26 protein-coding genes and 2 pseudogenes are annotated in these 24,880 nt (G+C 52.1%); 21 read left to right on the top strand and 7 right to left on the bottom strand.

Translation table 11 applies throughout. The features are described from left to right. The first annotated feature begins 99 nt into the window (after nt 1-99). The 12 genes from LIX15_RS12200 to LIX15_RS12155 all read left to right on the top strand — a co-directional run bounded on the left by LIX15_RS12200 (nt 100) and on the right by LIX15_RS12155 (nt 10,541). The gene (locus LIX15_RS12200; protein ID WP_227773461.1) at nt 100-3,486 is read left to right on the top strand and encodes a GAF domain-containing protein; all 3,387 of its coding nucleotides are present in this window, start codon (nt 100-102) and stop codon (nt 3,484-3,486) included. A 234-nt stretch (nt 3,487-3,720) separates the two neighbouring features. Then, the gene (locus tag LIX15_RS12195) at nt 3,721-4,098 is read left to right on the top strand and encodes a DUF7344 domain-containing protein (RefSeq protein WP_227773460.1); all 378 of its coding nucleotides are present in this window, start codon (nt 3,721-3,723) and stop codon (nt 4,096-4,098) included. A gap of 171 nt (nt 4,099-4,269) precedes the next feature. Then, nucleotides 4,270-5,040 carry a helix-turn-helix domain-containing protein gene (locus tag LIX15_RS12190; protein ID WP_227773459.1) on the top strand — a complete coding sequence of 257 codons (771 nt, stop codon included), beginning with the start codon at nt 4,270-4,272 and terminating at the stop codon, nt 5,038-5,040. A 165-nt stretch (nt 5,041-5,205) separates the two neighbouring features. Then, nucleotides 5,206-5,595, top strand: coding sequence for a DUF7344 domain-containing protein (locus LIX15_RS12185; protein WP_227773458.1), 390 nt, complete (start codon nt 5,206-5,208; stop codon nt 5,593-5,595). 86 nt (nt 5,596-5,681) lie between these two features. Next, on the top strand, nt 5,682-5,879 hold the full coding sequence (locus LIX15_RS12180) for a DUF7835 family putative zinc beta-ribbon protein (RefSeq protein WP_227773457.1): 198 nt from the start codon (nt 5,682-5,684) through the stop codon (nt 5,877-5,879). Beyond that, entirely contained in the window at nt 5,831-6,091 is a 261-nt protein-coding gene (locus LIX15_RS33680; protein ID WP_438267203.1) for a DUF7563 family protein, read from the top strand. The genes LIX15_RS12180 and LIX15_RS33680 overlap by 49 nt, the downstream gene beginning before the upstream one ends. A gap of 421 nt (nt 6,092-6,512) precedes the next feature. Further along, entirely contained in the window at nt 6,513-6,905 is a 393-nt protein-coding gene (locus tag LIX15_RS12175; RefSeq protein ID WP_227773456.1) for a DUF7344 domain-containing protein, read from the top strand. Continuing rightward, entirely contained in the window at nt 6,898-7,020 is a 123-nt protein-coding gene (locus LIX15_RS32805) for a hypothetical protein (RefSeq protein WP_265338369.1), read from the top strand. Before LIX15_RS12175 ends, LIX15_RS32805 begins: the two co-directional genes overlap by 8 nt. Before the next feature lie 6 nt (nt 7,021-7,026). After that, nucleotides 7,027-7,404, top strand: coding sequence for a DUF7344 domain-containing protein (locus tag LIX15_RS12170; protein ID WP_227773455.1), 378 nt, complete (start codon nt 7,027-7,029; stop codon nt 7,402-7,404). 92 nt (nt 7,405-7,496) lie between these two features. Beyond that, nucleotides 7,497-7,772 (top strand): DdfA family disk-determining factor, encoded by a 276-nt coding sequence (gene ddfA / locus LIX15_RS12165; protein ID WP_227773454.1) that lies wholly within the window; start codon nt 7,497-7,499, stop codon nt 7,770-7,772. 246 nt (nt 7,773-8,018) lie between these two features. Then, complete coding sequence (locus LIX15_RS12160) at nt 8,019-10,109, top strand: bacterio-opsin activator domain-containing protein (RefSeq protein ID WP_227773453.1); 2,091 nt, start codon at nt 8,019-8,021, stop codon at nt 10,107-10,109. A 105-nt stretch (nt 10,110-10,214) separates the two neighbouring features. Further along, nucleotides 10,215-10,541 carry a DUF7344 domain-containing protein gene (locus LIX15_RS12155; RefSeq protein ID WP_227773452.1) on the top strand — a complete coding sequence of 109 codons (327 nt, stop codon included), beginning with the start codon at nt 10,215-10,217 and terminating at the stop codon, nt 10,539-10,541. A 138-nt stretch (nt 10,542-10,679) separates the two neighbouring features. Here the strand turns inward: LIX15_RS12155 and ddfA (LIX15_RS12150) are convergent, their stop codons facing one another. The 4 genes and pseudogenes from ddfA (LIX15_RS12150) to LIX15_RS12135 all read right to left on the bottom strand — a co-directional run bounded on the left by ddfA (LIX15_RS12150) (nt 10,680) and on the right by LIX15_RS12135 (nt 13,400). After that, the gene (gene ddfA, locus LIX15_RS12150; RefSeq protein ID WP_227773451.1) at nt 10,680-10,994 is read right to left on the bottom strand and encodes a DdfA family disk-determining factor; all 315 of its coding nucleotides are present in this window, start codon (nt 10,992-10,994) and stop codon (nt 10,680-10,682) included. 1,148 nt (nt 10,995-12,142) lie between these two features. Continuing rightward, a pseudogene (locus LIX15_RS12145) lies at nt 12,143-12,341 on the bottom strand (DUF7835 family putative zinc beta-ribbon protein). 81 nt (nt 12,342-12,422) lie between these two features. Further along, nucleotides 12,423-12,725: pseudogene (locus LIX15_RS12140) on the bottom strand (mechanosensitive ion channel family protein); the annotation flags it as partial. A gap of 273 nt (nt 12,726-12,998) precedes the next feature. Then, the gene (locus tag LIX15_RS12135) at nt 12,999-13,400 is read right to left on the bottom strand and encodes a DUF7344 domain-containing protein (protein WP_227773449.1); all 402 of its coding nucleotides are present in this window, start codon (nt 13,398-13,400) and stop codon (nt 12,999-13,001) included. Between the two features lie 273 nt (nt 13,401-13,673). Here LIX15_RS12135 and ddfA (LIX15_RS33230) point away from each other — a divergent pair, with 273 nt between their 5' ends. Beyond that, entirely contained in the window at nt 13,674-13,949 is a 276-nt protein-coding gene (gene ddfA, locus LIX15_RS33230; protein ID WP_227773448.1) for a DdfA family disk-determining factor, read from the top strand. Between the two features lie 267 nt (nt 13,950-14,216). Continuing rightward, nucleotides 14,217-14,627, top strand: coding sequence for a DUF7344 domain-containing protein (locus LIX15_RS33675; RefSeq protein WP_438267202.1), 411 nt, complete (start codon nt 14,217-14,219; stop codon nt 14,625-14,627). A gap of 151 nt (nt 14,628-14,778) precedes the next feature. On the opposite strand, the gene LIX15_RS12125 is transcribed toward LIX15_RS33675, so the two are convergent. Next, a complete protein-coding gene (locus LIX15_RS12125) occupies nt 14,779-15,069 on the bottom strand; it encodes a PadR family transcriptional regulator (protein WP_227773447.1) in 291 nt (96 codons plus the stop codon). A gap of 1,523 nt (nt 15,070-16,592) precedes the next feature. Between LIX15_RS12125 and LIX15_RS12120 the strand changes: the two genes are divergently transcribed. The 7 genes from LIX15_RS12120 to LIX15_RS12090 all read left to right on the top strand — a co-directional run bounded on the left by LIX15_RS12120 (nt 16,593) and on the right by LIX15_RS12090 (nt 23,090). Beyond that, the gene (locus tag LIX15_RS12120) at nt 16,593-17,267 is read left to right on the top strand and encodes a hypothetical protein (protein WP_227773446.1); all 675 of its coding nucleotides are present in this window, start codon (nt 16,593-16,595) and stop codon (nt 17,265-17,267) included. Then, nucleotides 17,254-17,526 carry a DUF8156 family protein gene (locus tag LIX15_RS12115; RefSeq protein WP_227773445.1) on the top strand — a complete coding sequence of 91 codons (273 nt, stop codon included), beginning with the start codon at nt 17,254-17,256 and terminating at the stop codon, nt 17,524-17,526. The genes LIX15_RS12120 and LIX15_RS12115 overlap by 14 nt, the downstream gene beginning before the upstream one ends. A 4-nt stretch (nt 17,527-17,530) precedes the next feature. Beyond that, nucleotides 17,531-19,066: a DNA polymerase domain-containing protein gene (locus tag LIX15_RS12110; RefSeq protein ID WP_227773444.1), complete on the top strand. Its 1,536-nt coding sequence runs from the start codon at nt 17,531-17,533 to the stop codon at nt 19,064-19,066. Nucleotides 19,067-19,657: 591 nt separating this feature from the next. Then, nucleotides 19,658-20,683 (top strand): type I restriction enzyme HsdR N-terminal domain-containing protein, encoded by a 1,026-nt coding sequence (locus tag LIX15_RS12105; protein ID WP_227773443.1) that lies wholly within the window; start codon nt 19,658-19,660, stop codon nt 20,681-20,683. A gap of 300 nt (nt 20,684-20,983) precedes the next feature. Further along, complete coding sequence (locus LIX15_RS12100; protein ID WP_227773442.1) at nt 20,984-21,418, top strand: hypothetical protein; 435 nt, start codon at nt 20,984-20,986, stop codon at nt 21,416-21,418. A 220-nt stretch (nt 21,419-21,638) separates the two neighbouring features. Further along, nucleotides 21,639-21,887, top strand: coding sequence for a DUF8139 family protein (locus LIX15_RS12095; protein WP_227773441.1), 249 nt, complete (start codon nt 21,639-21,641; stop codon nt 21,885-21,887). 399 nt (nt 21,888-22,286) lie between these two features. Next, entirely contained in the window at nt 22,287-23,090 is an 804-nt protein-coding gene (locus LIX15_RS12090; RefSeq protein WP_227773440.1) for a DUF7537 family lipoprotein, read from the top strand. 548 nt (nt 23,091-23,638) lie between these two features. On the opposite strand, the gene LIX15_RS12085 is transcribed toward LIX15_RS12090, so the two are convergent. Beyond that, nucleotides 23,639-24,535, bottom strand: coding sequence for a prephenate dehydratase (locus tag LIX15_RS12085; protein WP_227773439.1), 897 nt, complete (start codon nt 24,533-24,535; stop codon nt 23,639-23,641). Nucleotides 24,536-24,652: 117 nt separating this feature from the next. Next, nucleotides 24,653-24,868: a hypothetical protein gene (locus LIX15_RS12080; protein ID WP_227773438.1), complete on the bottom strand. Its 216-nt coding sequence runs from the start codon at nt 24,866-24,868 to the stop codon at nt 24,653-24,655. Nucleotides 24,869-24,880: the final 12 nt, after the last annotated feature.

The following is a 24,880-nucleotide window of genomic DNA, read 5'->3' as shown; positions in this document are numbered from 1 at the left end:
ATCGTTCGTCATCACGGGGTAAACCGTTTTATTGTAAATCGTGATGTGTCTGTTTCTGTTGATCGAATCTTTTTGATTGCCCTATTCCAACACCGTGCTATGAGTTCACCTGCTCCCTCACCCACCACCGTTCTCGACGTGTTCGACACCCTTGGTCCGCCTGGCACCCCGTTCACGACGCCGGAGGTCGCTGAGGAATTCGATTGCACTGACCGAACGATCTACAACAAACTCGACACGCTTGTTGAGGATGACATCCTCGAAACGAAGAAGGTGGGTGCTCGGGGACGGGTGTGGTGGCGGCCACCGAAGGAACGCAGCTCTGATGGTACTACGGCGGAAGCAGCAGCTACCGAAGCGACGTTTCGCGAACTGTTCGAGAACGTACCTGGGCTCTATCTCATCGTGAAACCGGACGACTACGAGATTGTCGCAGTGAGCGATGCTTACTTGGAAGCGACGATGACGAAGCGGGCAGAGATTATCGGCAAAACGTTGTTTGAGGTCTTTCCCCCTGACCCTAGCGATCCTGATCCTGAAGGAGTTCCCCGGTTGCGAGCGTCACTCGAACGGGTCAAAGCGGAGCGGGAAGCCGACGTGATGCCAGTTACCTACTATCCGATTCCCCGACGAAATTTCCAAGGTGGAGGGTTCGAGGATCGGTGGTGGAGTCCGACCAATTCACCCGTATTTAGCTCGACTGGGGAGATCGACTTTATTATTCACCGCGTCGAAGACGTCACGCCAGTCGTCCGGCAATTTCAGGCAGACGGTAAAGAAGAGCTGTTACAGGAACTGGATGCCACTGATTCACATCTCGCAGCAGACATTATCCTCCGTGGCGACGAACTCCAACAAGCGAAAGAGCGGGCATATGACCGCCTGCGCGAGAGCAAAGCACGGCTCGACGCATTCGTGACTGCTACCTCGGAGGTCATCTTTCGCATGAATCCCGACTGGACCGAAATGAACGAACTCGAAGGCCAGGAATTCATGGCTGATACCGACAAATCCCGGTCTAATTGGATCGACGAATACATCCCATCCGACGAGCAAGGGCGCGTCCAGGACGCTATCGACGAGGCCATCAAGACCAAGAGTACCTTCGAGTTGGAACACCAGGTCCTACAGGTTGATGGAACCCGAGGCTGGACGCACTCTCGGGCGGTGCCCATACTGGACGACGATGGCAAGATCACCGAGTGGTTCGGGACGGCGTCGGATATCACCGAGCGCAAACAGGCCGAGGCCGAACTCGAAGCCGAACTTTCGGCTACGCGAGAGTTACAGGAGATCAGTACCGAACTGATCGGCGAAGACAACATCGAGACGCTCTCCGATCGGGTGCTTGATGCCGCGATCGCTATCATGGACACCGACTTCGCGAGCGTGCAGCTCTACGATCCCGACCGAAATGATCTCGAACTCGTCGCCCACCGTGGATTCAACGGGGAGGCCGAATCGGCGTGGCAGCGAGTCACCCCCGAACATGGAAGCACGTGTGGCAAGGCCCTCCGGACCGGCGAGCGCGTTATAGCGCCGGACGTCGAAACGTGCGAGTTCATAGCCGGAACCGAGGATCTGGAGACCTACCGCCAGACCGGCATCCGGGCGGTTCAGACCACGCCGCTCGTCTCGCGGAGTGGGGACGTGCTCGGGATGTTTTCCACCCACTGGGAAACTCCACGCGACCTCTCTGAGTTTGATCTTGGCCGCCTCGATATCTTGGCCCGCCAGGCCGCCGATCTCATTGAGCACCAACAGACCACGGAAGCCCTGCGCGAGCGCGAGGAGCAATTGCGGCAGGCCAACGAGTCCCTCAAACGGCTCAATGCTGCGAGCAGGGAGCTAATAGACGCTGACACGGAGAGGGTCACTGACCATGTGGCTGAAGTCACACAGAATGTCCTCGATGTCGAATACACTGCGCTCTGGCGATACGACGAGGCGGCTGGCGAAATTCGAGAGTACAGCAGCCACATGGATCTGGAACCAGAGGCGGGTAGCGTTCGAGTCCCCGACGGCCTCTCCAAGGAGGTTTGGCAGACATTCGTCGCCAATGATGTTGATGTCGACAACGACCTCAACGGTTCGGAGAGCGGGGTTTCGGAGTCGCCATTGCGGAGTCGGGCGCTTATGCCGCTCGGAAGGCACGGCGTCATCTGTGCCGGCTCGACGCAGACCGACGCGTTCGACGACCAGACGGTCCACCTCGCGGAAACGGTCGCCGCAACCGTCGAGACCGCGTGGAACCGTGCCAACGGTGAAGCGGAGTTGGCACGGCAGAACGAAGAATTGACACGTCTTGACCGCCTCAACACGCTCATCCGAGACATCGACCAAGTGCTGGTGGAGGCTAAGACAGTCGATGCGATCGACGAGGCCGTCTGCGAGCAGTTGGCAAACTCTGCTCTCTTCGAGTTCGCCTGGATTGGCGAGTTCGATGCGGACGACAACGCGATGGAACCGCGAGCCTGGGCGGGTGTCGACAGTAGCTATTTGGACGAACTCACGACTGAAGTCGATGAATTGGTGGCAGAGAGGAGTCCGTTCATAGCTGCGATCCAAACCGGAGAGATGCAGGTCGTTGCGGACATCGCAACTGATGCACGGGCTACACCATGGCGTGAAGTCACGCTCAAACGAGGTGCGCGTTCATGTCTTAGTATTCCGCTTATGTACGATGAGTCCGTCTATGGCGTCCTGACAGTCTACGAAGGGACATTACAGGACATCGAACGCGATGCCGACAGACTGGCGGAACTGGGAGAGACGATCGCCCACGCAATTCATGCTATCGAGACCAGAGAAACTCTCCAGACGGACAGCAGCGTCGAACTCACGCTCCGATCGACGGCAGCGGAAACGCCACTATGTCGTCTTGCTCGAGAAATTGGTTGTGTGATCGAGTTCGAGGGGCTCGTTCCGGGAGCAGATGGTGACACGACCGTATTCTTCACTGCGACAGGTATCTCCCCGGATGAATTCGTGGCTGTTGGCGAGCAGTCGTTTGCCATTGAAGAACTACACTGTCTTGCCAATCGTGAGAAAAAAGCCCTGTTCAAGGCACAATTGGCCGACCCGACACTTGCCTCGCAGTTCCTCGACCGGGACGCGACGGTGCAAACACTCACCATCGATGCGGGGACTGCAACTGCCATCATTAATCTTCCTGAGACGGCTGCCGTCCGTGAGTTTATCAAAGGAGTTCAGCAAGCTGTTCCCGATCTCGAATTGCTCTCGCGTCGAGCGCTCACCCGAGCGCTCGAAACGGAACTGACATTCTTGGCGATGTTTGAAGATCGCCTCACATCCCGACAACAGGAGATCCTCCAATTTGCGTACCGGAGTGGATTCTTCGAATCACCACGTGTACAGACGGGCAATGAGCTCTCTGAAGCTCTCGATATCTCTCAGTCGACATTCACTCAACATCTGCGAGAGGCTCAACGCAGACTGTGTGTAATGGTGTTCGACAATAGCTAACCACGGTGGCTTTCCGCGAAAAACACACGCCTAACTATTACGCCCACATATATAACATCCAAATTAATCTCTGGATGGTAATCATTGGAAGCGGGGTTGTTCCCTCTCGGTTGGACAGAACCTCTACATCATCTGTACCCAATGCCAGTCACCTAGATATTTCGCCTTATCTCTCAACAGGGGGCGATATGTTCGGCACCACACTTTCACAGCGTCCCTCTCAACTACCCACCAATGAATTCCGATGTGAGAGATCATGAGACAACAGGCTCAGTTTCAACCGATGACCCGCTATCCCACGCGTCGTTGGATACTGTCCTCAATTCCCTCGCGAACTCGTATCGTCGCAGACTACTCTTTGCGCTGTTGGAGCACAATCCACAGGACGACGATTCACAGATTCCAGCCGACATCGAATATGAAAACGAGGATTTAGAATCGCTCAAGATTTGTATGACGCATACGCACTTGCCGAAGCTAGATGATACGGGGTTCATCAAATGGAATCGGGAGACGAACACAGTGCAAAAGGGACCGCGCTTTGACGAAATTCAGCCGCTCCTCAAATTGATGCACAACCATGCTGACGAACTCCCTGATAAGTGGCTCTAAGCCCGACGCTGCGATCAACCATTTCTCTCGGCCATGCAACTGATGAATATCGTGTAACGGCAACTACTTGTTTCGGGAGGAAATGGTTGTGTCTCTAAAATCATAAGCGGAAGTGGGATACCCCCAGTATCCCCATGTCGATCTATGTGCGGCTGCTACATCCGGTCGATCATGGCTTGGACAGCCGCTGTTAGCGCCTTCCACCAAACAGAATACAGCTGCCATCTACCCCAGATACTAAGCAGCGAAAGAACGTATCAACTTGGACTGATGGCCACGCTCGTTGAACTTTCTCTTCCTGCCAGTGACTTCGCGCTTGGCCGTTTACTCACAGCAGGAACAGAGATGCATATCGAATTCGAACGAATCGTGCCCGTTAACACAAACGTGGTCCCTCTGTTTTGGGTGTGGAATGGTGACGTAGATGCATTCGAGGAACGCATTCGCGCTAACGATCACGTCTCGGAACTTATTGAGATTGACCAGGTTGAGGATCGCCGCTTGTATCTCCTGAATTGGGATATTCCGGAGGGTGGCTTTTTTGAAGGGTTCACGGAGACAGAGGTGATCATCCGAAGTGCACATGGCTACGACGATGAGGCATGGGAGTTCGAATTGCTGTTTCCGTCACAAAAAGAACTCACCACGTTCCACAACTATTGTCGAGAAATCGATGTTCAGTACACGATTGGGAAAATGCACGTCCTCAGCGAAGCCGGGAGTGATCTCTTAGAGAGTGTCCTCACTGAAAAACAACGGGAGGCATTGTTGATCGCACTCCAACGAGGCTACTTTCAGACGCCCCGGGAAGTCACACTGTCTGAATTAGCAGCGGACTTCGACATTAGCCAACAGTCGCTCTCTGATCTGATCCGCCGGGGCAATGAAGCTCTCCTTGAACACGCCTTGCTTGGCGGCTCAGAAAATACACCATCAGGATAGCTGTTCTGTCTGGGCTTAGTTTAAATCGCCCCGTTTGAACAGCCCCAGAATTTATACAATTCGTTCTGGTAGACCCAACAGAATACCTCCTCGGGACGAGGGAGTACTGTACCATCTCAGCGCGGGAGACGGTATCACAGAGTTCTCCGGAATCCCAACATACCCATGACATCAGAACCTCACACTCTCGCGAACTCAGGTACAGGGGTTACAACGGCAGTCTCAGCGCTCACGACAGCCGGGTACGATGGATCACTCAACCTGCTATTCGACGCACTCAGCGACAAGCGTCGTCGCTATGCGCTGTATTGTCTCAACTATCATCAGACGCCGATGGCACTCGCTGACCTCGCGACCGAAATCGCGCGATATGAGTATGATGCTGACACACGGACAGAGATCCCGGATGGCGAAACCAAATCCATCTACACCACGTTACACCATAATCATCTCCCACGATTAGCCGAGGCAAACCTCGTCATGTACGACTCCACGACGCACACTGCTGAACTCACCCCCAACGTTCCTGAGTTGAACTGGGATGATCTCGTGTGATGGAGGTGTGAAACTACGAAACGTAGAAAAACCAGCGGTCACAGACCAGGAGAGTGCTGATACCGATTCGCCGATCGTTCAAGACAATGGCTACAAACCAAGATCTCACGAAGACAGTTGAACAGTGCAGCCACTGTGGTACACAAACACCTCATCGTGTGACTGTTGAGATTGTCACAGAGAGTACTGGTAACACGAATGCTGCCTTCTCACGAGAACCATACCGAATGAGCGAATGTACGCGGTGTGGGAATACAACCCGGAAGCGCATGAACAACGCCTGAGATCATTACTCACAACGATGCCAGACACACAATCACACCCGAGATCACTCGATGAGTCGTCTGCTGGCGAATATCGATGTTATAACTGTGGGGCGTTCGTCACGCAAGACTTTGCCCGTGTGTTTGGGAACAATGACAACGAGGTGTTTGGCTGTCTTGACTGCATGGATGCGACCGCCGTGAGAACCGGTGGAGCGCACCAATCACAGTAACTCGTATCGCTGGTGCAACGGACGTGACCTAGTTTGTGTTCGTTCGAAACGAAAAAGACTCAGTTCATTATGCGGTGGGTTGACGTCCAAGAGTTGGTCAGCGAGGTGTCCTCGGAATCTATCTTTTGGACAGTAGTTTCACAGACAGCCGCCGCCTTTTCTGACATCTCTTTCGACCTCAGTCAGCAGTCGCTCTCGGATTTGATTCGGCGTGGCAAAGAAGCGCTGCTTGAACATGCGCTCCTGGGGTCATCAAGCGAAACTGTATCGGACTAACCCGGTTCCACCTATTGGTATTTAAAAGCACCCTGTTTGAACGGCCACAGAAGTTAAGAACTATGTTGTGATCATTATCACAGGAATGCCTCGCAGAACACCACTCCCACCATCTTCCTTTCTCTCTATGCTGCCGTGGAGAAACGTGAGTCCCACGCACACCACATACTCCCAACCAATGAATCATCCACCACAAACCGGTCACCCATCGACGCGAGACCTCACACCCAGCATCGCCAGCAACGTGCTCGCGAATGCTACGTGCCGCACTGCCATCCAATACTTCAGTGCCACGGAAACAGATGTCACTGACCTTGATGAATTAGTTGACTACGTTCACGAGGAAGTTGCCACCATCACGGCCCCTGAACAGGCACGAATCGAGCTCGTCCACATCCACCTACCGAAACTCGCCGACTACGATGTCATTGAGTATGACGAGCGCAGTGAGGTGATTCGCTACCGTAGCTACCCGCAGCTCGAAGCGATACTCGACCTCACCACGCAAAGTGAGGGAGGTGACGAGGACGATGGCTAAGACGGACGACGATACGGAATCCACCGAGATCCTCGCTGTGTGCGCGAACTGTGGTGATTCGATGCTCGAAATCTACCTCGAAGACGGTTACTGTCCGGACTGTCGTGAAAGCTGATGTGTTTTGAAGTACTCTCGGTACTGGACACCCTTACAAGCGGTCCGCCAAGAACATCGACGCCAGGTTCTCTCGTATCTCGAGACAAAGGACAGTGACGTTGCCGAACTCGACGAGCTTGCCGAGCAGCTCTACGAGGAAGTCGACGGAATCACCTCGCCCGGCAAAGCACAGCTCACACTCTCCCATACGCACGTCCTGAAACTTGCCGAGCACGACGTCATCGAATACGACCTGCGGAGTGAGACCGTGCGTTATCGGGATGGTTCACACGTTGAAGCGATGCTCGCGGTTGTCGCTGCTCAGTGGAGACGCAGTCATGGTGGATTGGAACCTGTGGGAAGTGAAGCAACACATCAGCTCTACTATCCCTGGGTTATTTGAGGGTCGTTCCAGTAGAGCCGATCACACAGAATAGTGGATGAACCCGTCAAATATTGCATTCAGCGACACGATTCATAAGGAGGAGTGAACACGTGCAGTCAACCAATACCAATAACGAACCACCACCTACACCGCCTCGGTCACTCAGTACCAGCGTGGTGACCGTCGTCGCAGACGCACAGGGACAATCGGAAGATGACCTTACGCCGTTGTACGATGTGATTGATCCAGAGGCGCTTGATGCGCTGTTCGCACCACTCGTAGATGGGACGACACGGACACATGGGTCAGTTTCGTTCCACTATGCAGGGTACTGGGTCACTGTCTCGAGTGAGGGTGCGGTTGAGCTCAAGGCCGACGAGCAATAACCATCCCACGTCCGGCAGTGCTCGGCGGTTCTCACTTGATCACCCGATGGGAGTAAGATGCTGGCATTCGGGTCGGGGCTCAGCACAAAGCAGGGAGGTGCACTGATACTAGTGAATAGGCATCTGAGCCCTTTGTTCCATGAACAATATCTCTATGCCCAGACCAATATCGAGTAGATTGATTGTTACGTCCTATTGATGGCAAACTAAAGGATTATTCCATCTCACTGCGCACCACACCGTGAGATGCGCCCCTCAGATGAATCAGATGCACCAGAGACACATTCCGACGATAACCTCCTTGTCGACGGCATCGACGATCCGACGTTCTTCCAAACCCTAGTTAAAGACGCAGGCGAGGCTATTCTCACGCTCGACGCAGCGGGAATGATCGTTTCTGCAAATCCGGCTGCCGGACAGTTGTTTGGTTACGAGGTGGACGACCTCATTGGGGAGCATATGAGCCTCCTCTTCCCATCAGAGTATGTTCATTCTTACTGCGAGCAGTTTGAAGTGGCAGTTTCCACCTCCGAAGACGATTCAGAGTCAGTGCTTCAAACAACACTCGAACGAGTCGGCCTCCATGCTGATGGGGAGACGATTCTACTCCGGTTTTCGTTCACAGAGCAGACATACGACGGGCAACGGCTCTTTACTGCGATCATCCGGGATCTCACCGAGCAGCAAACGCACAAGCAAAAGCGTCGTGATAGCGAAGCGCGTTTCCGCCAGATTGCAGAGCAAATCGACAGCGTGCTCTGGATGGCGGATGCCGAAATGACCGAAATATCGTATGTAAATCCCGCTTATGAAGATGTATGGGGGCGCTCACGCGAATCGCTCTATCAGGATTTGCCGACGTTTGTGGACGCCGTCCATCCTGATGATTGTGAGCAAGTCGAGGAATTCCTCGACCACATCGTACACGATTCGCGAGCCAGGACACCGCAGAGAGAATACATCGCAGAGTATCGGGTTGTCCAGCCCGATGGGACGATTCGCTGGGTCTCTGATCGTGCCTTTCCAGTCTATAATGACGCGGAAGAGCTCCATCGAATTGTCGGGGTTGCCGAGGACATCACGGCACAGAAACAGCGGGAAGCAACCCTGCAGCGCCAACGCGAAATCCTCCAGACAATCTCCGAGATCAATACTGTCCTCAGGCAAGTCAACAAATCCATGGTTGAAGCGACGACACAGAGCGAGATCGAGGACATGGTTTGTGAACACCTTGTCGCCTCGGAGCTCTACCAAGCAGCACTCATCGGAGATCTCGAGCCTACAACTGAGGGGATTAGCATCCGTACTTCATACGGTACTGAAGAGACGTATCTCGAAGCCATTCGCGAGGCCAACCCAACGGATACGGAACAAGGAGCGGCGGCACAGGCTCTCGAAACAGGTGAGATCCACATCATCGACGATATAGAGACTGATCCAGCGTTTCCAGAGTCGGTTCGCGAGGCAGCTCTATCGCAAGAGTACCGCTCCGCTCTCTGTGTTCCGCTCGTCTATAACGAGACAACGTACGGTGTCCTCGTCGTGTATGGGACGCAGGCCGCCATGTTTAGTGAACACGAACAAGCGATTTTCGACGAGTTAGGTGAGACACTCGGCTATGCGATCTATGCGCTCAAAACCCAGCAACTGTTATTTACTGATCGCGTAGTCGAACTCGACTTTGATCTCACTGAGACGGACGGCTTTTTCGTGACTGTCTCTGAGGAGCTTGATTGTTCAATCACCCTTGATGGAATTGTCCAGACCAACGATGGCGATCTCCTGGAATACATTGAGGCAGAGGATGTAGCTCCAGAGCAAATTCTCGAGCGGGCTGACTGCTCTCCAGACGTCCGGCAAGCACGGTGCATCACCACGCATGAGGAGACGAGCAGGTTTGAATTTCTCTTTCAAAGTGAGACAACTACTTTGAACCGCCTCATCGAACAAGGCGCCACAATCAAAACAGCAACCGCCACGAATGGACACGGAACACTCACCGTCAAAGTACCGACTGCAACTGAACTGCGATCATTTGTCGATGCTGTCCAGACTGTCCATCCTAAGGCCACCCTCGCTGCTAAACGAGAACGTGAGCGCTCAAGTGATTCGCCCACTGGATTCCGTGAACAGGTACGCGACCAGCTAACTGATCGCCAGCACGAAATCCTGCAGACCGCCTACTATAGTGGCTACTTCGAGTCACCTCGTGAGAGTACTGGTGCTGAATTAGCCGACACACTTAGAATTTCAGGACCGACGTTTCACCAACACTTGCAGGCAGCTCACCGCAAGCTCTTGACGACGTTCTTCACACCACCAACCGCTGCCCAGTAACCGAGGACATGACCTCCGAGTGGTGTTCTGAGACTCTGCTCAATCAGAGCTCCCTAAGTGATAAGGTATTGTCTTTGTGATTACTGACTTCAACGCAACATAGTGATGAAACCCGTAAACACCGTACATCAGCCCCTCTCCGTCGACACGGCCTGCGCCCTCCTTGCTCATCAGCACCGACGAGTGATCCTTGAGCACCTCCAGAAGACAGAGCGTGGCACTGCAACACTCTCTGAATTGACGACGAGCATCCAGACGCAGGGAGATGAGATAGAGTCAGCGCAGCAGGGACGGTCAGTACTCCTCCATCAGCATCTGCCGAAGCTCGCTGACCATGGGCTCATCGACTATGACCACCGGAGTGAAACCGTCCGCTATCGCGATGATTCTCAGATCGAGAGGCTCCTTGAGCTTGGGAGATTCTACAAGTAAGCTTAGAGCACTGAATGCCTTCCTCGTGATGCGAATGGTTCTGCTTGCTGGTTGTTGCCACCCACGAATAGTCTGCCGACGCTAACTATACTTCGCTTGAAGGAGAGTGGATGACCGACCGGTGACGTATTCGTGGTGCTACTCGCCAGCCGCGTCGAGCGGGCTCACGTTTACGTCGCCTGTACTGTGTATAACAACCTCGTAGCCAGCATACGCAAACTGAACTCGGCCGTCAGTTCGTGTGCCACCCGTATAGGTCGGCGCAAAGAGGCTATCCAACGCGTCGGGATCGACGACTTCATAGAGGGGGGCGAGCTCTTGACGCGAACAATCGGCCGCATCGGCGACCGCCGTCACAATCCGCTCAGTAAGCAGTGTAGAGGGATGTGTTAGTGGATGGTCTAAGGCGTCAAGGCTGTCAGCTATCGCTCGTGAGGTATTGTGTGGAGTCATGGTGATTGTCGGTGTGGAAGCTGGAATAAAGGAGCCACATTATGGATGAGTGCTGTGCTATCTCATAGCAGAGTGGCCAATCATGATAACTATTTCGGATATTTATTCTATATATGCCGCCATAAAATCAGATGAGAACAGAATAGTGGCGTTTTGAGAAGCTGGTGAGAGACACATTAGTTCTACTGGGTGTTTCCCCCATGCCGATAGCTGAATACCCAAACGCTATTGCTATCGGGTGACCAAAAACTGATGAGTAATCATGGTAACATTGGATACTGTTTTCGACTTATTCAGTAAAGAACGGCGACGATACGTGTTGTAGTATCTTGACCAACAGGGAGGATCCGTTTCAGTGGATGAGGTTGTCGAACAAGTCGCCGACTGGGAGGCATCGTTATGACCGGAGCAGGCGATAACCTGCACTCCCAATAAGGATAGCACTACCAATCGCCATATATAAATATCAGCTCCGAGCAAACGCTGAATGTAGGAGATACCCACTCAGCGGTTCCGATACGAGTGTTTTGCCCCGAATTTGGTTACGTCTGACAATAAATGAGTCAAAGTATGTCCGTGCGTCCCCCTTTGGTGGTGAATCCAGAATCAGTCTGAACTTCGAACCTCGAAACTACTATCGAATTCTCTGTATTCGGAGTTGTACTTCATCGGAATAAGATCCTCTTATCGATCTAAATGTAGCGCCATGACAGATACAGCCGCGCTCAGTCCTGTGTTGCGATAGTTCTCGTACGTACTCGGTGAGAACGGTATTGCTAGGAGTTTTCCGAGTAGTCATGAACTGATCATTGATCCGTGTTGCGTGATTATCCAGAAACGTGCAACCAAAACAGCTGCCAACCCGCGAGACTACCGAAATCAGCCGATTCAAATTTCCGAAAGCGCCGTCCCCAACTTCCATATTGCATGAAAGTCATGACTAATACGCAATGAGAACGGAACGGAACAAAGACGGGACGTTCAATGTCTGGCTCAGTCGGAATAGTCATTGTCGGTGATCGCACTACAAACGGAAGGGGAATCGAACCACAGAGACTACAAAGTAGCCGCTATCGACAACACGTCGTTGGTGTTTTTCTACCAAGCAGTCCGTTCTCGCTCTGGACTTCCTCTTCTCAAAATGACAGTCATGTACTATTCACTCGGTGTTTTGTTGTTGCCCCGCACTCGTGGCATTCTGTGATGCGATATGGTTCCCGCGACAAGGCGGCGTTCTCTCTCTTCGTTTTCAGTCAGGAGTTCGATCTGAACCGAGTGAGATGTCTCTCGGTGGCAATGCAGACATCGTTCGATGATCTCTGTCAGTGAATCTGATGGAGAGCGCATTGGCGTGACTATCGGTCGCACGTTCTTTGAAGCTTACTCTCGAGTATTGATACTGAAAATAATAATACGAACCGAGACTGTTCAGTCGTCGTCGCTCGGTTGCGGACTCGGGGTGCCCTGACTCGCACTGCTCATCCATCCTTCGATATGATTGGCAACGTATTCCCTGCCACCCCAGCCGAACGAAACCCCGACACCAATCGCGACGGCGGCGGCGAGACCCCACGCGAGCGCTCGCGCAAACACGTACAGGATACCGACGTCGATTCCCATTGTGTCGAAACCGATGACGGTGGCAGTGAAGTACAGGAACATCCGCGTTCCCGTGGAGAACCATCGCGTGTACGCGGTGTGCGTCGCTGCACGGGTGCGCATAATCGCGTCCATGAGTATGACGTTGGACACGGCGTTTGACTGGCTTCCTCTACTGGGCTCGAACGTCGCAGGAACAGAGCAACACCGTCCCTTCCTTTGACGTTCGCAGGTTATCCGATGGCTGCAGTAGGTATTGTTATACGGCGCTTTCTGGTTACCGATCCAATACAAACATACTCCGACTGCTACTTGTCACTTGATAATACTCTCTGCTTCGATCCGCATCGGCTGTGATGCCTGTTGAAGAAGGAGGATGGATGCGTCAGCGGAGACGTCGTCATCTCATTCAGCGAATCGATGAATCACTGCACTCTCGGAGACAGCACTCGTCGTCCCTTTGGGTTCGGCCCCCTCACGTATCGATTCAACGTATGCGAGGAGCGATTCCGCCTGTGGATGGCTCGAGTACTGAATCTGCTGTGAATTGCTCTCATACGTGAGGAGCCCAACGTCCATGAGTTTCGGGAGATGAATGTGGTGCAATCGCTGTCGGAGTTGGCGCTCTGTGTACTCCGTTTCTGTGGGATGTGCCTGGAGGTGAGCAACGAGTTCGTCCACAGTACACTGAGAGTCAGCTGTGGACGAAAGGTACGAGAGGGTCTGGCGGCGGTGGTGGTTAGCGAGCGTTTGTAACACATCGTCGATGGTGACGGAGAGGGTGGGTTCGGTATCAGGCTCGCTCATTCTATCCGTCTTCTGATGCAATCTCCTTTGCAGACGGGCTTGCAAACGCAGGGTCTTTATGAAGAAGGTCTGTAAGGTACCACCGGTTGGACAATTCTGTTGTCTCTAATTATCCAGAAGGCGAGGAACTTTTGTCGGATCTTGTCCAATAGTTCAGCGGAGATATCCACGGGTTATAAAAAGACGCTTCCAGTACCACTCAGAGTACGGAATAACAGCCGAATCCAGCGTCTTTCCGGCTTCACACCGCTATTTAGCACGAGCAAGCAAATTATGCACTCATCAAATACCACCACCGGATCATCTGCCGCATCGCCACCATCACTAAGTACACGCGTGCTCACCGCCGTCGCAGATGCCAAGCAATGCGCGCCAGATGACCTCAACACATTGTATACTGTCATCAATCCGGAAGCCCTTGATGAACTCTTTGCGCCTAAAGCAGATGGCACCCCCCGAACAAACGGATCCGTTTCGTTTCAGTATGCTGGGTACCAAGTTACGGTCTCTAGTGAGGGCACTGTTGAACTCGAAGCTAGCAAACTGTAGACACACTACGTTTTCAAACACATTGTGTCGATTCCAAAGCACGAGGTAGTGGCTCGTTGAGGCTGATGTAGAACCGACGATTGGAAGGAGAGAATACACTCGAGAATCGTATTTTGGTACAGTGCGATACACGGATGTTTTATTGCACTATCCAAAAGTATTATTCTCGATGTGAAAATATCTAGGCAACCACTGTCATTACTGTCCTCATTGAAAATAACAGTGAGCCAATCGCAAGACTTAGCAGCGATGAGTTTGAATTAGTAAATGAAGTACTATATACTAGTAAGAAGCATTGGCCACCCCCACCTCACTGTACTATCAAATGCTCACTGTTCAGACTCACTTATGACTCGTAATCCATCCTCATCTACACTAGCACTTAGTACCGCGTTCAAATTGCTTGCTAACGTCTATCGCCGCCACATTCTCCACTATTTCTATGGTACCGAGGTTGAGAGTGCCACGCTCTCCGAGCTCAGCAGTCATGTCCAGACCACACTTGCTGAGGAATGTGAAGAGTATCGAATCCGGCTCCGATTACATCATCAGCATCTCCCGAAACTCGCCGATCATAACGTCATCGACTATGATCGCCGAAGTGAAACGGTTCGCTACTGGGGGAGCTCACAACTTGAAACACTGCTTTCACTTACCGCCTCCAACAATCATAGCTAATACCCATCTCCCAACCAGCATCTTCTCCGATCGGTCTCACGATTCACTACAGCTCTGATAGAGTGATCTGCGTTAAAGCGCTCGTGGTAGCAATCCGTAGGTTGCGTCGATGCTGTGGCGGTTTGGTAAAAGGAAGACGACGGAGAGATTGTCAGGCTGTCGGAGTATCCTGCTCGACATACTCGTGCTCCCAGTCCCACCGGGCGTCGATTTCTCGCTGGCCACGCTGAGTCAGCGTGTAGATGTTCGTCCGGCGATCTTTTTCGCCCTTTTCGACAAGACCTTTGTCGACTAGTGAATCCAGATTCGGATAGAGTCGCCCATGGTGAATTTCCTTGTCGTAGTAGTCTTCGAGTTCGCTTTTGATAGCGAGACCGTGCGGGTCGTCCAACCCGGCTACGACGTACAGCAGGTCACGTTGAAAGCCAGTCAAGTCATGCATTGGTACTCGATCAGAGATTGTCACTCTATTATTAAATTACTTGTGGTATGTTGGTCGGGGACAATGACTCTTTGTGAGCAAATGGTCTTCGGTGACAACGAGCATTTCGAATTGTAGGAAGAGGTGCGACCACTCGTGCAGATAGCCTGAATTCGCTACGAGCAGTTTTCCATCCTCGACGACACTAGACCTTCGTCAACTGATCTGATATTTAAACAATTTATGTGCTATTTCATAACAATTTATATCATCTGAAATACAGGAGACTCTGGCTGTGATGGCAAATGGAAAGCGTGGTAGTCAGCCATGACACATCCACGCTTGTATGCTGACTCAGACTCATCGAAGGCCAATAACGACCAAGTTAGACCTTCGACATGGGTGCTAAAATGTGGCATAATTGTATAGATTTTGGCTTTTAAATAGAAATATTGTATTCTCCAAGGTGTTATGATGGCTATTTCGACCTCGACTTAGAGTGATCAGCAGTAGTATCTGTGAATATGCATACAGAAATTATTTCGAGCGATGAATATTGATAAACGAACGGGGATGGATTCAAACCACCGAGGCTCTGAAGCCTCCATCAATGCAGTATCAATGGTACACTTTCCAAGAGGCAACCCGTTCTCACCCTGAATTTTCCCTCACCAAATATTTAGTTAGTATAGTTGTGCTGGTACTAGAGCACGACCATACTAGGTCAGGGCCGACGTAAACACGACACTGGTTTCCATTCCGGTGTTCGAACGTTGCGGAGGTAACTGGCAACCGAAGACCTCTCGCGACGCTCGCATTGCATTCAATGGCTGCACTGGGTATTGTTATGGGGTGCCTTCTATTGTCCTATGATAGAAGCATTCTGCAACGGGTAATACTATCCTTTAGTTAAACTTCTTCTTGAATATCTCTGTCACAGATGAGAAAGGATGGCGAATCGCCAGCAGGAATATACTTATATTATTCGTCGTATCTATTGATTGCAGTGTTGTGATGACGAATGACATTGTTCCTATTTCTACAACGGAAGGGCCGTTTATGCGAGCACAGTTGACAGATTCATCTGAAGACCTTGTACAGGTAACTGTCGACAAAGCGCACCCCGATGAGTGTCTCATTATCACTGAGGAAACCCATATTAACAGTAGTCCTACTGAGGATGAGAACCGTGAGAATCTCTGATCCTTCTCCTATATCCGGTGCAATTCGGCGGCCATCGTTGCTGCTCTGTAGTTAGCAACAGTTGTCAAGTTCCAAGTGCGGTTCTCACTTTACTGTTGAAGACACGCTCTCTGTGGGACTTAGACTGGTCAACTAGTCCGGAACAATCTGTGTTTTTAGCGAGTTTCTACAGATGCCGTGCATCGATTCATACCACCAATTGCAGAGTGTATGTTCTCGTGTTGCTGTGGCGTCCAGCATGGCGAGAACTCGCACTGGTGGACGTCGGTTATTTCTGTATTGGAACATTTGGAAGCGACCCTGGCTTGCCTATCTGAAACCCCGAAGAAATACCATTCGTGATGATGCGCCAGACATCGCCAGAACTCCCGTCACTTGATCCCGGCATTACACTGCTCGAAACCGACGAGCGCATGACTGGTTCACTCCAGTCGCTCGTTCTCGACCAGCTTCTCCTCAATCAGGGCTCAGCTATTTGGATCGATGCTCACGGGTACGGAACAACACACCCGCTGACGCGAATTACCCCCTCGATGCGAGTCCTTGACCGGATTCACATTGCTCGGGCGTTCACCCCGTGGCAACACCAAAGTCTCATGCAGGACCTTACTGGAGAGATTACGGACGAGACGACGATTGCCGTCCTCCCGGCGATCGACTGGTTCTACCGATCAGAGGATCTTCCCCGTGGTGATGATGAGCGCATGCTTTCGAACGTGGCTAAGCGGATCGACGCGCTTGCTGAGCGGTTTGAGATCCCGGTGCTGCTGACGTTGCAGACGGACGATACGCTAACAGCACCGATTCACGAGATTGCTGATCGGACGATTCGGTGTGAACAGACCCAGTTCGGCCCACGGTTCGCAGGTGAGGAGTACGAGACGTTGGTCTACCCGTTGGAGAATGGGTTAGTACAAACGACACTCGCGTATTGGAAACGTATTCTCGCCGATCGGCATCCGGCGACCGTTGATGCTGATGTTTCACCGGAGGTGCGCGCGAATGGGGCGTACTAACGCAACGTATCGTGATTTGCTCCGGGCGATGGAGTCGCGGTGGCAAGAGTATCGGCGGGCACTCCGGCATACTGACCAGGCTGTGTTCGATCGACTCTTCGAATATGCCCGCGCGCATGCTGATGCGAGTGGAGTTCAGAACCACCAGTTCATCGAGATTCCAGCGCTGGTTTCGATGGTCATCGAACAGCAAAAGCAGATCGATGATTTGGAAGAGCGACTCGATCACATAGAGGGCGATTTGACCGGGCAGAGATGAGACGATGGTGTACAAAATCGACTACGTCGACGGCGACGTGCTCAGATGGTCGGTAACTGAGACGGGGGTGGAGTGTGAAGTCGATGAGTCGTATACACCGACAATCTACGTGTCGGTGCATGGTGACGGCGATTTTTCGACAGCACGTGCCGCACTTCGTGACCATCCCGCCGCTGTTCGGGTTGCTGTGGTTGATGAACGCGTGAGCTTTCGGCACGATCCCGAACGAGTCCTCCAGGTGGATGTAGTTGACCTCAAGGCGGTGAACTCAGTGGCACGAATGGTGAGCAAGTGGGGTTCGCCTGGTGAGTATCGCTGCTACAACGTCGACTTCTCGCGAGAGTTCCGCTACTGTCTCGAAGAAGGAATTGACCCACTACCGGCCCACAAACTTTCCCAGATGCAGATTGCCGTCTCGGAGACAGAACTCGCGAGTGAGAGGGTTACTGAACTCACGGTCAACGATGAGACGATAGCTGGGAGTGGTGCGGACGTGTTAGCAACGCTATCGGATCGAGTAGAGTCGGTTGACCCCGACGTTCTGTTTCTGAATACGAGTGACCTCATACCGGTTCTCTTTCAACAGGCCGATCGGCTCGATGTGGAGTTCCAACTTGGACGACGGCCAGGTTGGCAGCAGTTGACGGGTAAATCGACATACGAAAGCTACGGGCAAGTCGGACACTCTCCAGCACGGTACAATCTCCCCGGGCGGGTGATCATCGACGGCTCGAATACGTTCATGTGGAATCAGACTAATCTCGATGGTTGTCTGTATCTCGTCGAGCAGTCAGGGAAGCCATTGCAGGAGTTAGCGTGGTCGTCGATCGGGAACATTCTGACAGGGGTTCAGATCCAGGAAGCACGAAGGCGGGACGTGCTTGTCCCGTGGCGTTCGTGGCGCCATGAGCAGTTCAAGACGATGTGCCAATTGCACGACGCCGACCGAGGTGGGTTCACGTTCGCGCCGGACGTCGGGCTGCACGAGGACGTTCACGAACTTGACTTCTCGTCGTTGTATCCGAACATCATCGTCACGCGGAACGTGAGTCCAGAGAAGATCCGCTGTGAGTGCCACGCCGATCGGGAGGACGTGCCGGATATCGGCTATTCAATTTGTGATGACCGAGGATATCTTCCGGACGTGCTTGAGCCGTTGATCAAGGACAGGGATGCGATCAAAGCCGAGATTCGAGAGACCGAGGAAGAGAAACCTGCTAGAAATCAAGTAATAGAGAGCACTGACCTGGTAGATGACTCCGCAAACGGTGAAAATAATTCAAAGGAGGCTGGAAATTGGCATTATGGTATCATCGGCATTCCATTAATTCTTGTTGGAGCTGTAGCAGGAAATGCGAGTGCACTAACTGGCTTACTAATCCTTTTACTCCCTATAGTGATGTATGTCGATATTCGTAAAGTGAGGAATGTCTCTAATTGGGAGCCACGAGCATGGCTCTACGTGATCTCTGCATTTCTCCTTTTCTTCATTTCCGTTCCTGTTTACCTCTATTACAGGAATAAAACAGTAGGGCTCTGATCACAGAACTCACGTCTCTAGCTATGGATCGCTGTTCCAACCGAATCTAAATCACCCAACGCGCTTCTGGCTTCTTCTTGCGAATCTCCCCTCTTCAGCAAGCCCGTTCAAAACCTCGTACGCCGTCCGACATGGCTATCCAAGCTCCTCTGCACTATCGCTGGTCAAAACTTGTAGAGTTAGCCGTCGACTATTATATAGTAACAATACTATTAACGATCGCAGTAACTCATACCAACAATATTTTAGTAACATTAATTGTAATCAAGTAACACCTCTCATCATAATGGTTAACGAGAAGTTCGAACCAAACGACCGCCAAGACGCTATTCTAGAAGTGCTCAAAGCAGGACGAGACACAACCTTGGGGGTATGCCAATCCAAAACGCCTCGAAGAACAGCTCGATACCCGTAGACAGCACATCAATCGGGATCTTCGCGGACTTGTCGATGCTGGATGGGTTGAAAAGGTCAATCGAGGTCTCTACCGCTTCGTCGCTGACGCACGCGAGGACTAACTAATCGATGAACGAATCTGAGATCACAGCGTACGTCGAACGGTCCCAATCTCTAATCGACCAAGCACCGCAAATGGATGAGGAAAATACGAAGGTAAAACTCATCCAGCCACTCATCAAGCTGCTTGGGTGGGATATGTTTTCACCAGAAGTCGAACTCGAATATCCGATGCAAATCGGTCGAGGGAACACCCGCGCAGATCACGCCCTGCTCATCGAAACCGCCCCCGTCGTATTCATCGAAGCGAAAGGTTGCGATAGTACACTCACTGATGCCGATCGTTGCCAATTAACGAGCTACATGCGACAGAAAGGGGTTGATTGGGGACTCCTAACGACCGGCAGTCAGTTTGAGATCTTCCGTCGTCGCAAAAACAGCTCTCGTCCTGATGAGGTCTCATTAGCACAGTTCTCGATTGCTGAGCTCGAAGACAATTGGCACGTCTTGAAACTCCTCTCAAAGAAGCTCGTCAAGACAGGCGAAGCAGATACCATTGCTCATCGTATTGAAGCACGACAACACGCCGTCGAAACACTCCAACAGCAAAAAGAAAGCCTCGCTGAGCGAGTGACGCAGCTCGTAATTGCAGAAATTGACGATTCACTAGCGCAGGAAATCGAACCAAAGTCAAAGGAGTACATTGATTCGCTGATTCACACGCTCGCAAACGGTGATGAAGCAGATCTCCCGGTCGTTGAAAATGGGGGAGAGATTGTGACTACTTCAGATGAAGTCGTCTCTGATACTTCTTCTACAGTCGATACAGCGTATATCGTCCATCTTTCTGCAAACGGGGATCGCGTGTGGTCATGCGCTGAGGAAAATCAATCAGATGCGATGGCAGAGACGGTTGATCTCCTGATCCAAGAGTACGATCTCATCGACCAGTTAGACTCGTTTCCCTATGTTCCTGGCTCCAAAAATGCGATCCTCAATTCAGAGCCGACTCATCCCACCGGAGAGCCAATGCGGAGGCAAAGAAACCTCTCCGATGAGTTTTTCTTATATGTCTCGTTGAATCAAGAGAGCAAGAAACGGTATCTGACGAAATTCTCCGAGCTGTGTGGTCTGACTGCCGAGTTTGGCGGCGGCTGGTGAAGATATATCCCACCCAAGTTCATTCGTTTCTCACCAGCGTCATTCCAATCTCTTTTGGATCCCTTCGCTACCGGCTTGTATTGGAATCTACGTGGTGAACATTGTCAGTATAGGCCAATGAATGGTTATAGGGATTAGCGAAAGAATCCAGCACTGGTTTTCTTTACTCACCAGTGTCTCTTAGAAAGGTCGTGCGAGATACACAGCGCGTATCAGTCAGGAAACAGGGGTAGGAATGTCGCAGTCCGATCGTTCGATAAAGAGTCTAGACTTATCTCCCTATCATACGTTTGTTAGTGTATGCCGTCCCTCCACAAGTGGCAGTCATCGCTTGGAGACTGGAAACGAGTCATCCTGAGTGGTGGCCTTGCCAGCATCGTCTACGCCGGTATCGTCTTCGCGTATAGTGCTCAATCGCCCGACATCCAAATCACGGAGTCATTCTGGTCATCATTCGGGTTGGCTACACTCTTCGCGTTCGGCACGATTGGTATCCCTATCCTGCTCTGGATGCGCTACGACATTCGTGGCCCATCCATACTCATGGCGCTCATTCTGCTGCTTTGGCACGTCGCCATTCATCTTCCCATTATTGGAAGTGAAGGGGGCGATGCGCCTGCCTTTGCTTTAGTACTCTTCTGGGCACCGATTTATCTCATCGCGTATGGCCTGCTCGCCGGAGGCGAGTATTGGCTCCGGGGACGAAACATCCCAGTCTTGACCTCCAGTGCATAACTGGGAAAGAGGTACGCCCAGAACGTCTACCGAAATTTGAACGCGTACCACACCAAGAATACCTGCTGAATACACGCTTTGTATCGGTCAACGCATTTTCAACCAGTCGAGAAACTGCTGCGATAGAGGGTATGAAAACTTCTGCGAATCACTATTAGCCATCGAATCACACGGATGTCCGATACCAATAAAAACTCACCATACAGAATACCGAGTAACGATGGAGGACGTGCCTCAACCAGCGAGCGACCCCTACCAACCAGGCGACAACGTACAGGTCTACGTGTCCGAGACTGATCCCGACAGTGAACACCATGGGAAAGAAGGCACCATCACGGACGTCCTGCAGGACAATCTCGGAGACGAGACTGGGCGTGAACTGGATTCTTACAGCTATTGCATCGAAACCAGTGGTGAGGGAATCGATGTCTGGTTCCGGCATCGCGCCTTGGTGCCTGTATCACAGTAACCAATCTCCGATACTCCACTGCAATGGGCGATAACAAAACCAACCCAACGTCCACAGATCCGAGATGCACTCGAAGTCAACGAGGATCGTCTTTGCAGTGCGTAGCTCACAGGAAGTTTTGTGAACCCGACGAAGGAAGTCACACGAGAGAGCGACGTGGATGTTGTCCTCGTATTCGAGACCCAGAAGGTTATAGACGAATTCGGCCTCCTTGAATCTCTCAATCGGTGATATGTTCCACAAGCCATGATGAATACATAGCGCGTATCTTGCAATCGGTTTGGGACTGATTCTCTTGAGAGTCACAATACTGGGTTAGGGTGGCATTCGCCCTGTATCCGAGAGATGGCGTTACCCATCAGCGTTAAATATGAATTATTTGAATAGTCACCCATGCGTATGTCTTCGCTCTCAGCGATCGCCGTCGTCGCCCTCCTGGTCTTCGCGGGATGTACTGGACTTTCAGGCACGGGCGGGAACGGGCCGTCGCCCGACGCGTCCCCCGACGAGTTCCCGAACGCGTCGGCCATCGACCAGTCGGTGTTTGACACCCATGCGACCGCGCTGGCGAACACGAGTTTCACGCTCTCAACCGAGAAAACCCGGAAGGACCGCGTTCTCCACCCTTCAGAGAAGAACTTCAAATACATGAACGAGACGGGCCGTTTTCTTGTCGAGTCCGGCGCCTCACAGTACCTCGGACACACCACTGGCTACTTTTCGGGGAACCGTTCCATCTACTCGAACGGAAGTACGGAGTACGCCCTGTCCCGGACGGAGAACGAGTCGGTAGTGAATCCTACCCGCGCCCCGGTGTTCAACGAGTCGGGCGAGCGGTATCTCTGGCGCGGATGGTTCAACAACAACAGCGGAAGCCAGCACGCGTTTGCTGCGATTGATGCCACCTACGAGCGCGAAGGCGTCGAGACGTTCCAGGGCGTTCCGGTGATGCGTTACGAGGCCACCGGCGTCGACGCGCTGTCCGATTCGTGGGCGGGAGGCGAGAACGCGAGTTCGTGGTACGAGGAGTTCTCAGCGACACTCCTGCTCGACGAAGACGGCGTCATCCGCCACTATGAATACGAATTCGTCTGGGCCGACTACCACACCCGGAGGATTACGAAGACATACACCCTGTCCGACGTGGGGAGCACTGACGTTGAGAAACCGGACTGGGCAGCGAACGTGACGGTGGGATTGTAACTACTCGGCTCGATACCGACCGGGTCGCCCGGTTGATCAATCCATTCTCTGTATTCAGTAGCACATTCTTCTCAGACTTACAACCAATTTCCCTCCTTGTGTGAAATGATGAGAGCTTGCTCCAAGTTATGGACGACACACTTGATGACGAGTTCACGGAATTGCTTCCACCAACGGTGTGACCGTGCGAACGCACCGAACTTCTGTTGAATTGTAGACGGATTGGGTTCCTATTCGAGTACAGTGTCTATTCCTCTGAAACCCACCAGATAACCACCCGCGGACTCAACTTCCCACGCTCCACCACACCATCCTCATGCAGCACCTCCAGCCGTCGATGCGCGGAGGGCCGCTCAATCTCAAGCGTATCCGCCACCCACCGAGCGGTCACCGCCGGAAACTCTGACTCGCACATCACTGTCAGAATATCGTCGTCAGTTGTTTCCTCTGTAAATTGACCACTAGTATTGCGTTCTCTCGTCTATCATCGTAGCTTACAGTTTATTGTCAAAACCAACCTGAGCAACATGCTGGTAGCCGATAGAGGCTCAACGACAATCCATAATCAAATCATAGGTACCAAGATACTGCACCCAGTCAAACGCCGGTTCTATGGTATCTATCACAGTTTCTGGGTCATCACCTTCAAAATCTGCATGAAAGACATAGTCTCCGAGTGCTTTCATCGAAGGACGTGCCTCGAAGCGCGTAAAGTCGATATCCGCATCTCCCAAGATGTCCAAAACATCGCTGGACAAGGCAGGAGCCTCTCGACCAGGATACAGAAGCAGCGTTGATTTTGTCCCCTCAGTCGCAGGTTCAGTCTCGAGGCGGACAAATCGAGTTACGTTATTCGATACGTTTTGAATATCTGTTGCAAGCAGCTCTAAACCATTGTTCTCCGCGAGATCAGGATGGGCTACCGCAGCAACTGACCTGTCCCTCGTAGCCAACTCAACGCTTGCGGAGGTGCTATCGACTTCATGGAACTCGGCATTCGGATACTCTCTGGAAAGATAGTCACTACTTTGTGCAAGTGCTTGCGGGTGACTTGCCACTTTCGTGAAATCGGGTGATTGGGCCATCAACGCATGCCGGATTTCAACGTTCACCTCTGCGGTAATATACAGATCACGATCTTCGAGAATATCCAGTGTATCGATAACTGCACCCTGGATTGAGTTCTCAATCGGAAGAATAGCTGCTTGCACTTCGCCCGACCTTACCGCATCTGCAGCGGCAAACATGGTCTCGTAGAATTTGACCTGATTATTAACTTGTAGAGCTGCACGATGGGAGTAACTTCCTGCTGGGCCAAGAGTGCCAACGGCCTGTTCTGTGGGTGTTTCCGCACTTTCGGCGATTCCCTGTTGAGATGCGACGGCACCAATTGCAACTACTGCACCAGTACGTGTTAAGAATTCACGCCTGTCAATGAACTCCATAGATATTATCGTTAGAAACAGGAACTTAAAACTATTCTCTGATAGAAGATATGAAATTGGCCAGTGCCCTCTGTAAATGTCTCGAATTGTATCGAGATGAAATTCCGACGACCCCGATTAGCATAGAGGGGAGCTGACGAGACGGCACAGAAACGCGCACAGGCCGACCAATTTTCCTTCGACGTCGATGGCCCCCGGAATGGTTGAAGTCACCACCGAGAGCCATGAGAATCCCGCAGACCACCAGTACACCGTCCCCATCAACGACGTGACTGAGGAACCGAGGCCTGCACGTGTCCGCATCACGTTCACCGCAATGCTTTCTGCAAGCACATGGCCGCCGTC

The sequence above is a fragment of the Haladaptatus pallidirubidus genome, from assembly GCF_020700235.1.
Taxonomy (GTDB): Archaea; Halobacteriota; Halobacteria; order Halobacteriales; family Haladaptataceae; genus Haladaptatus; species Haladaptatus pallidirubidus.
This window is presented reverse-complemented; position numbering and strand designations above follow the sequence as displayed.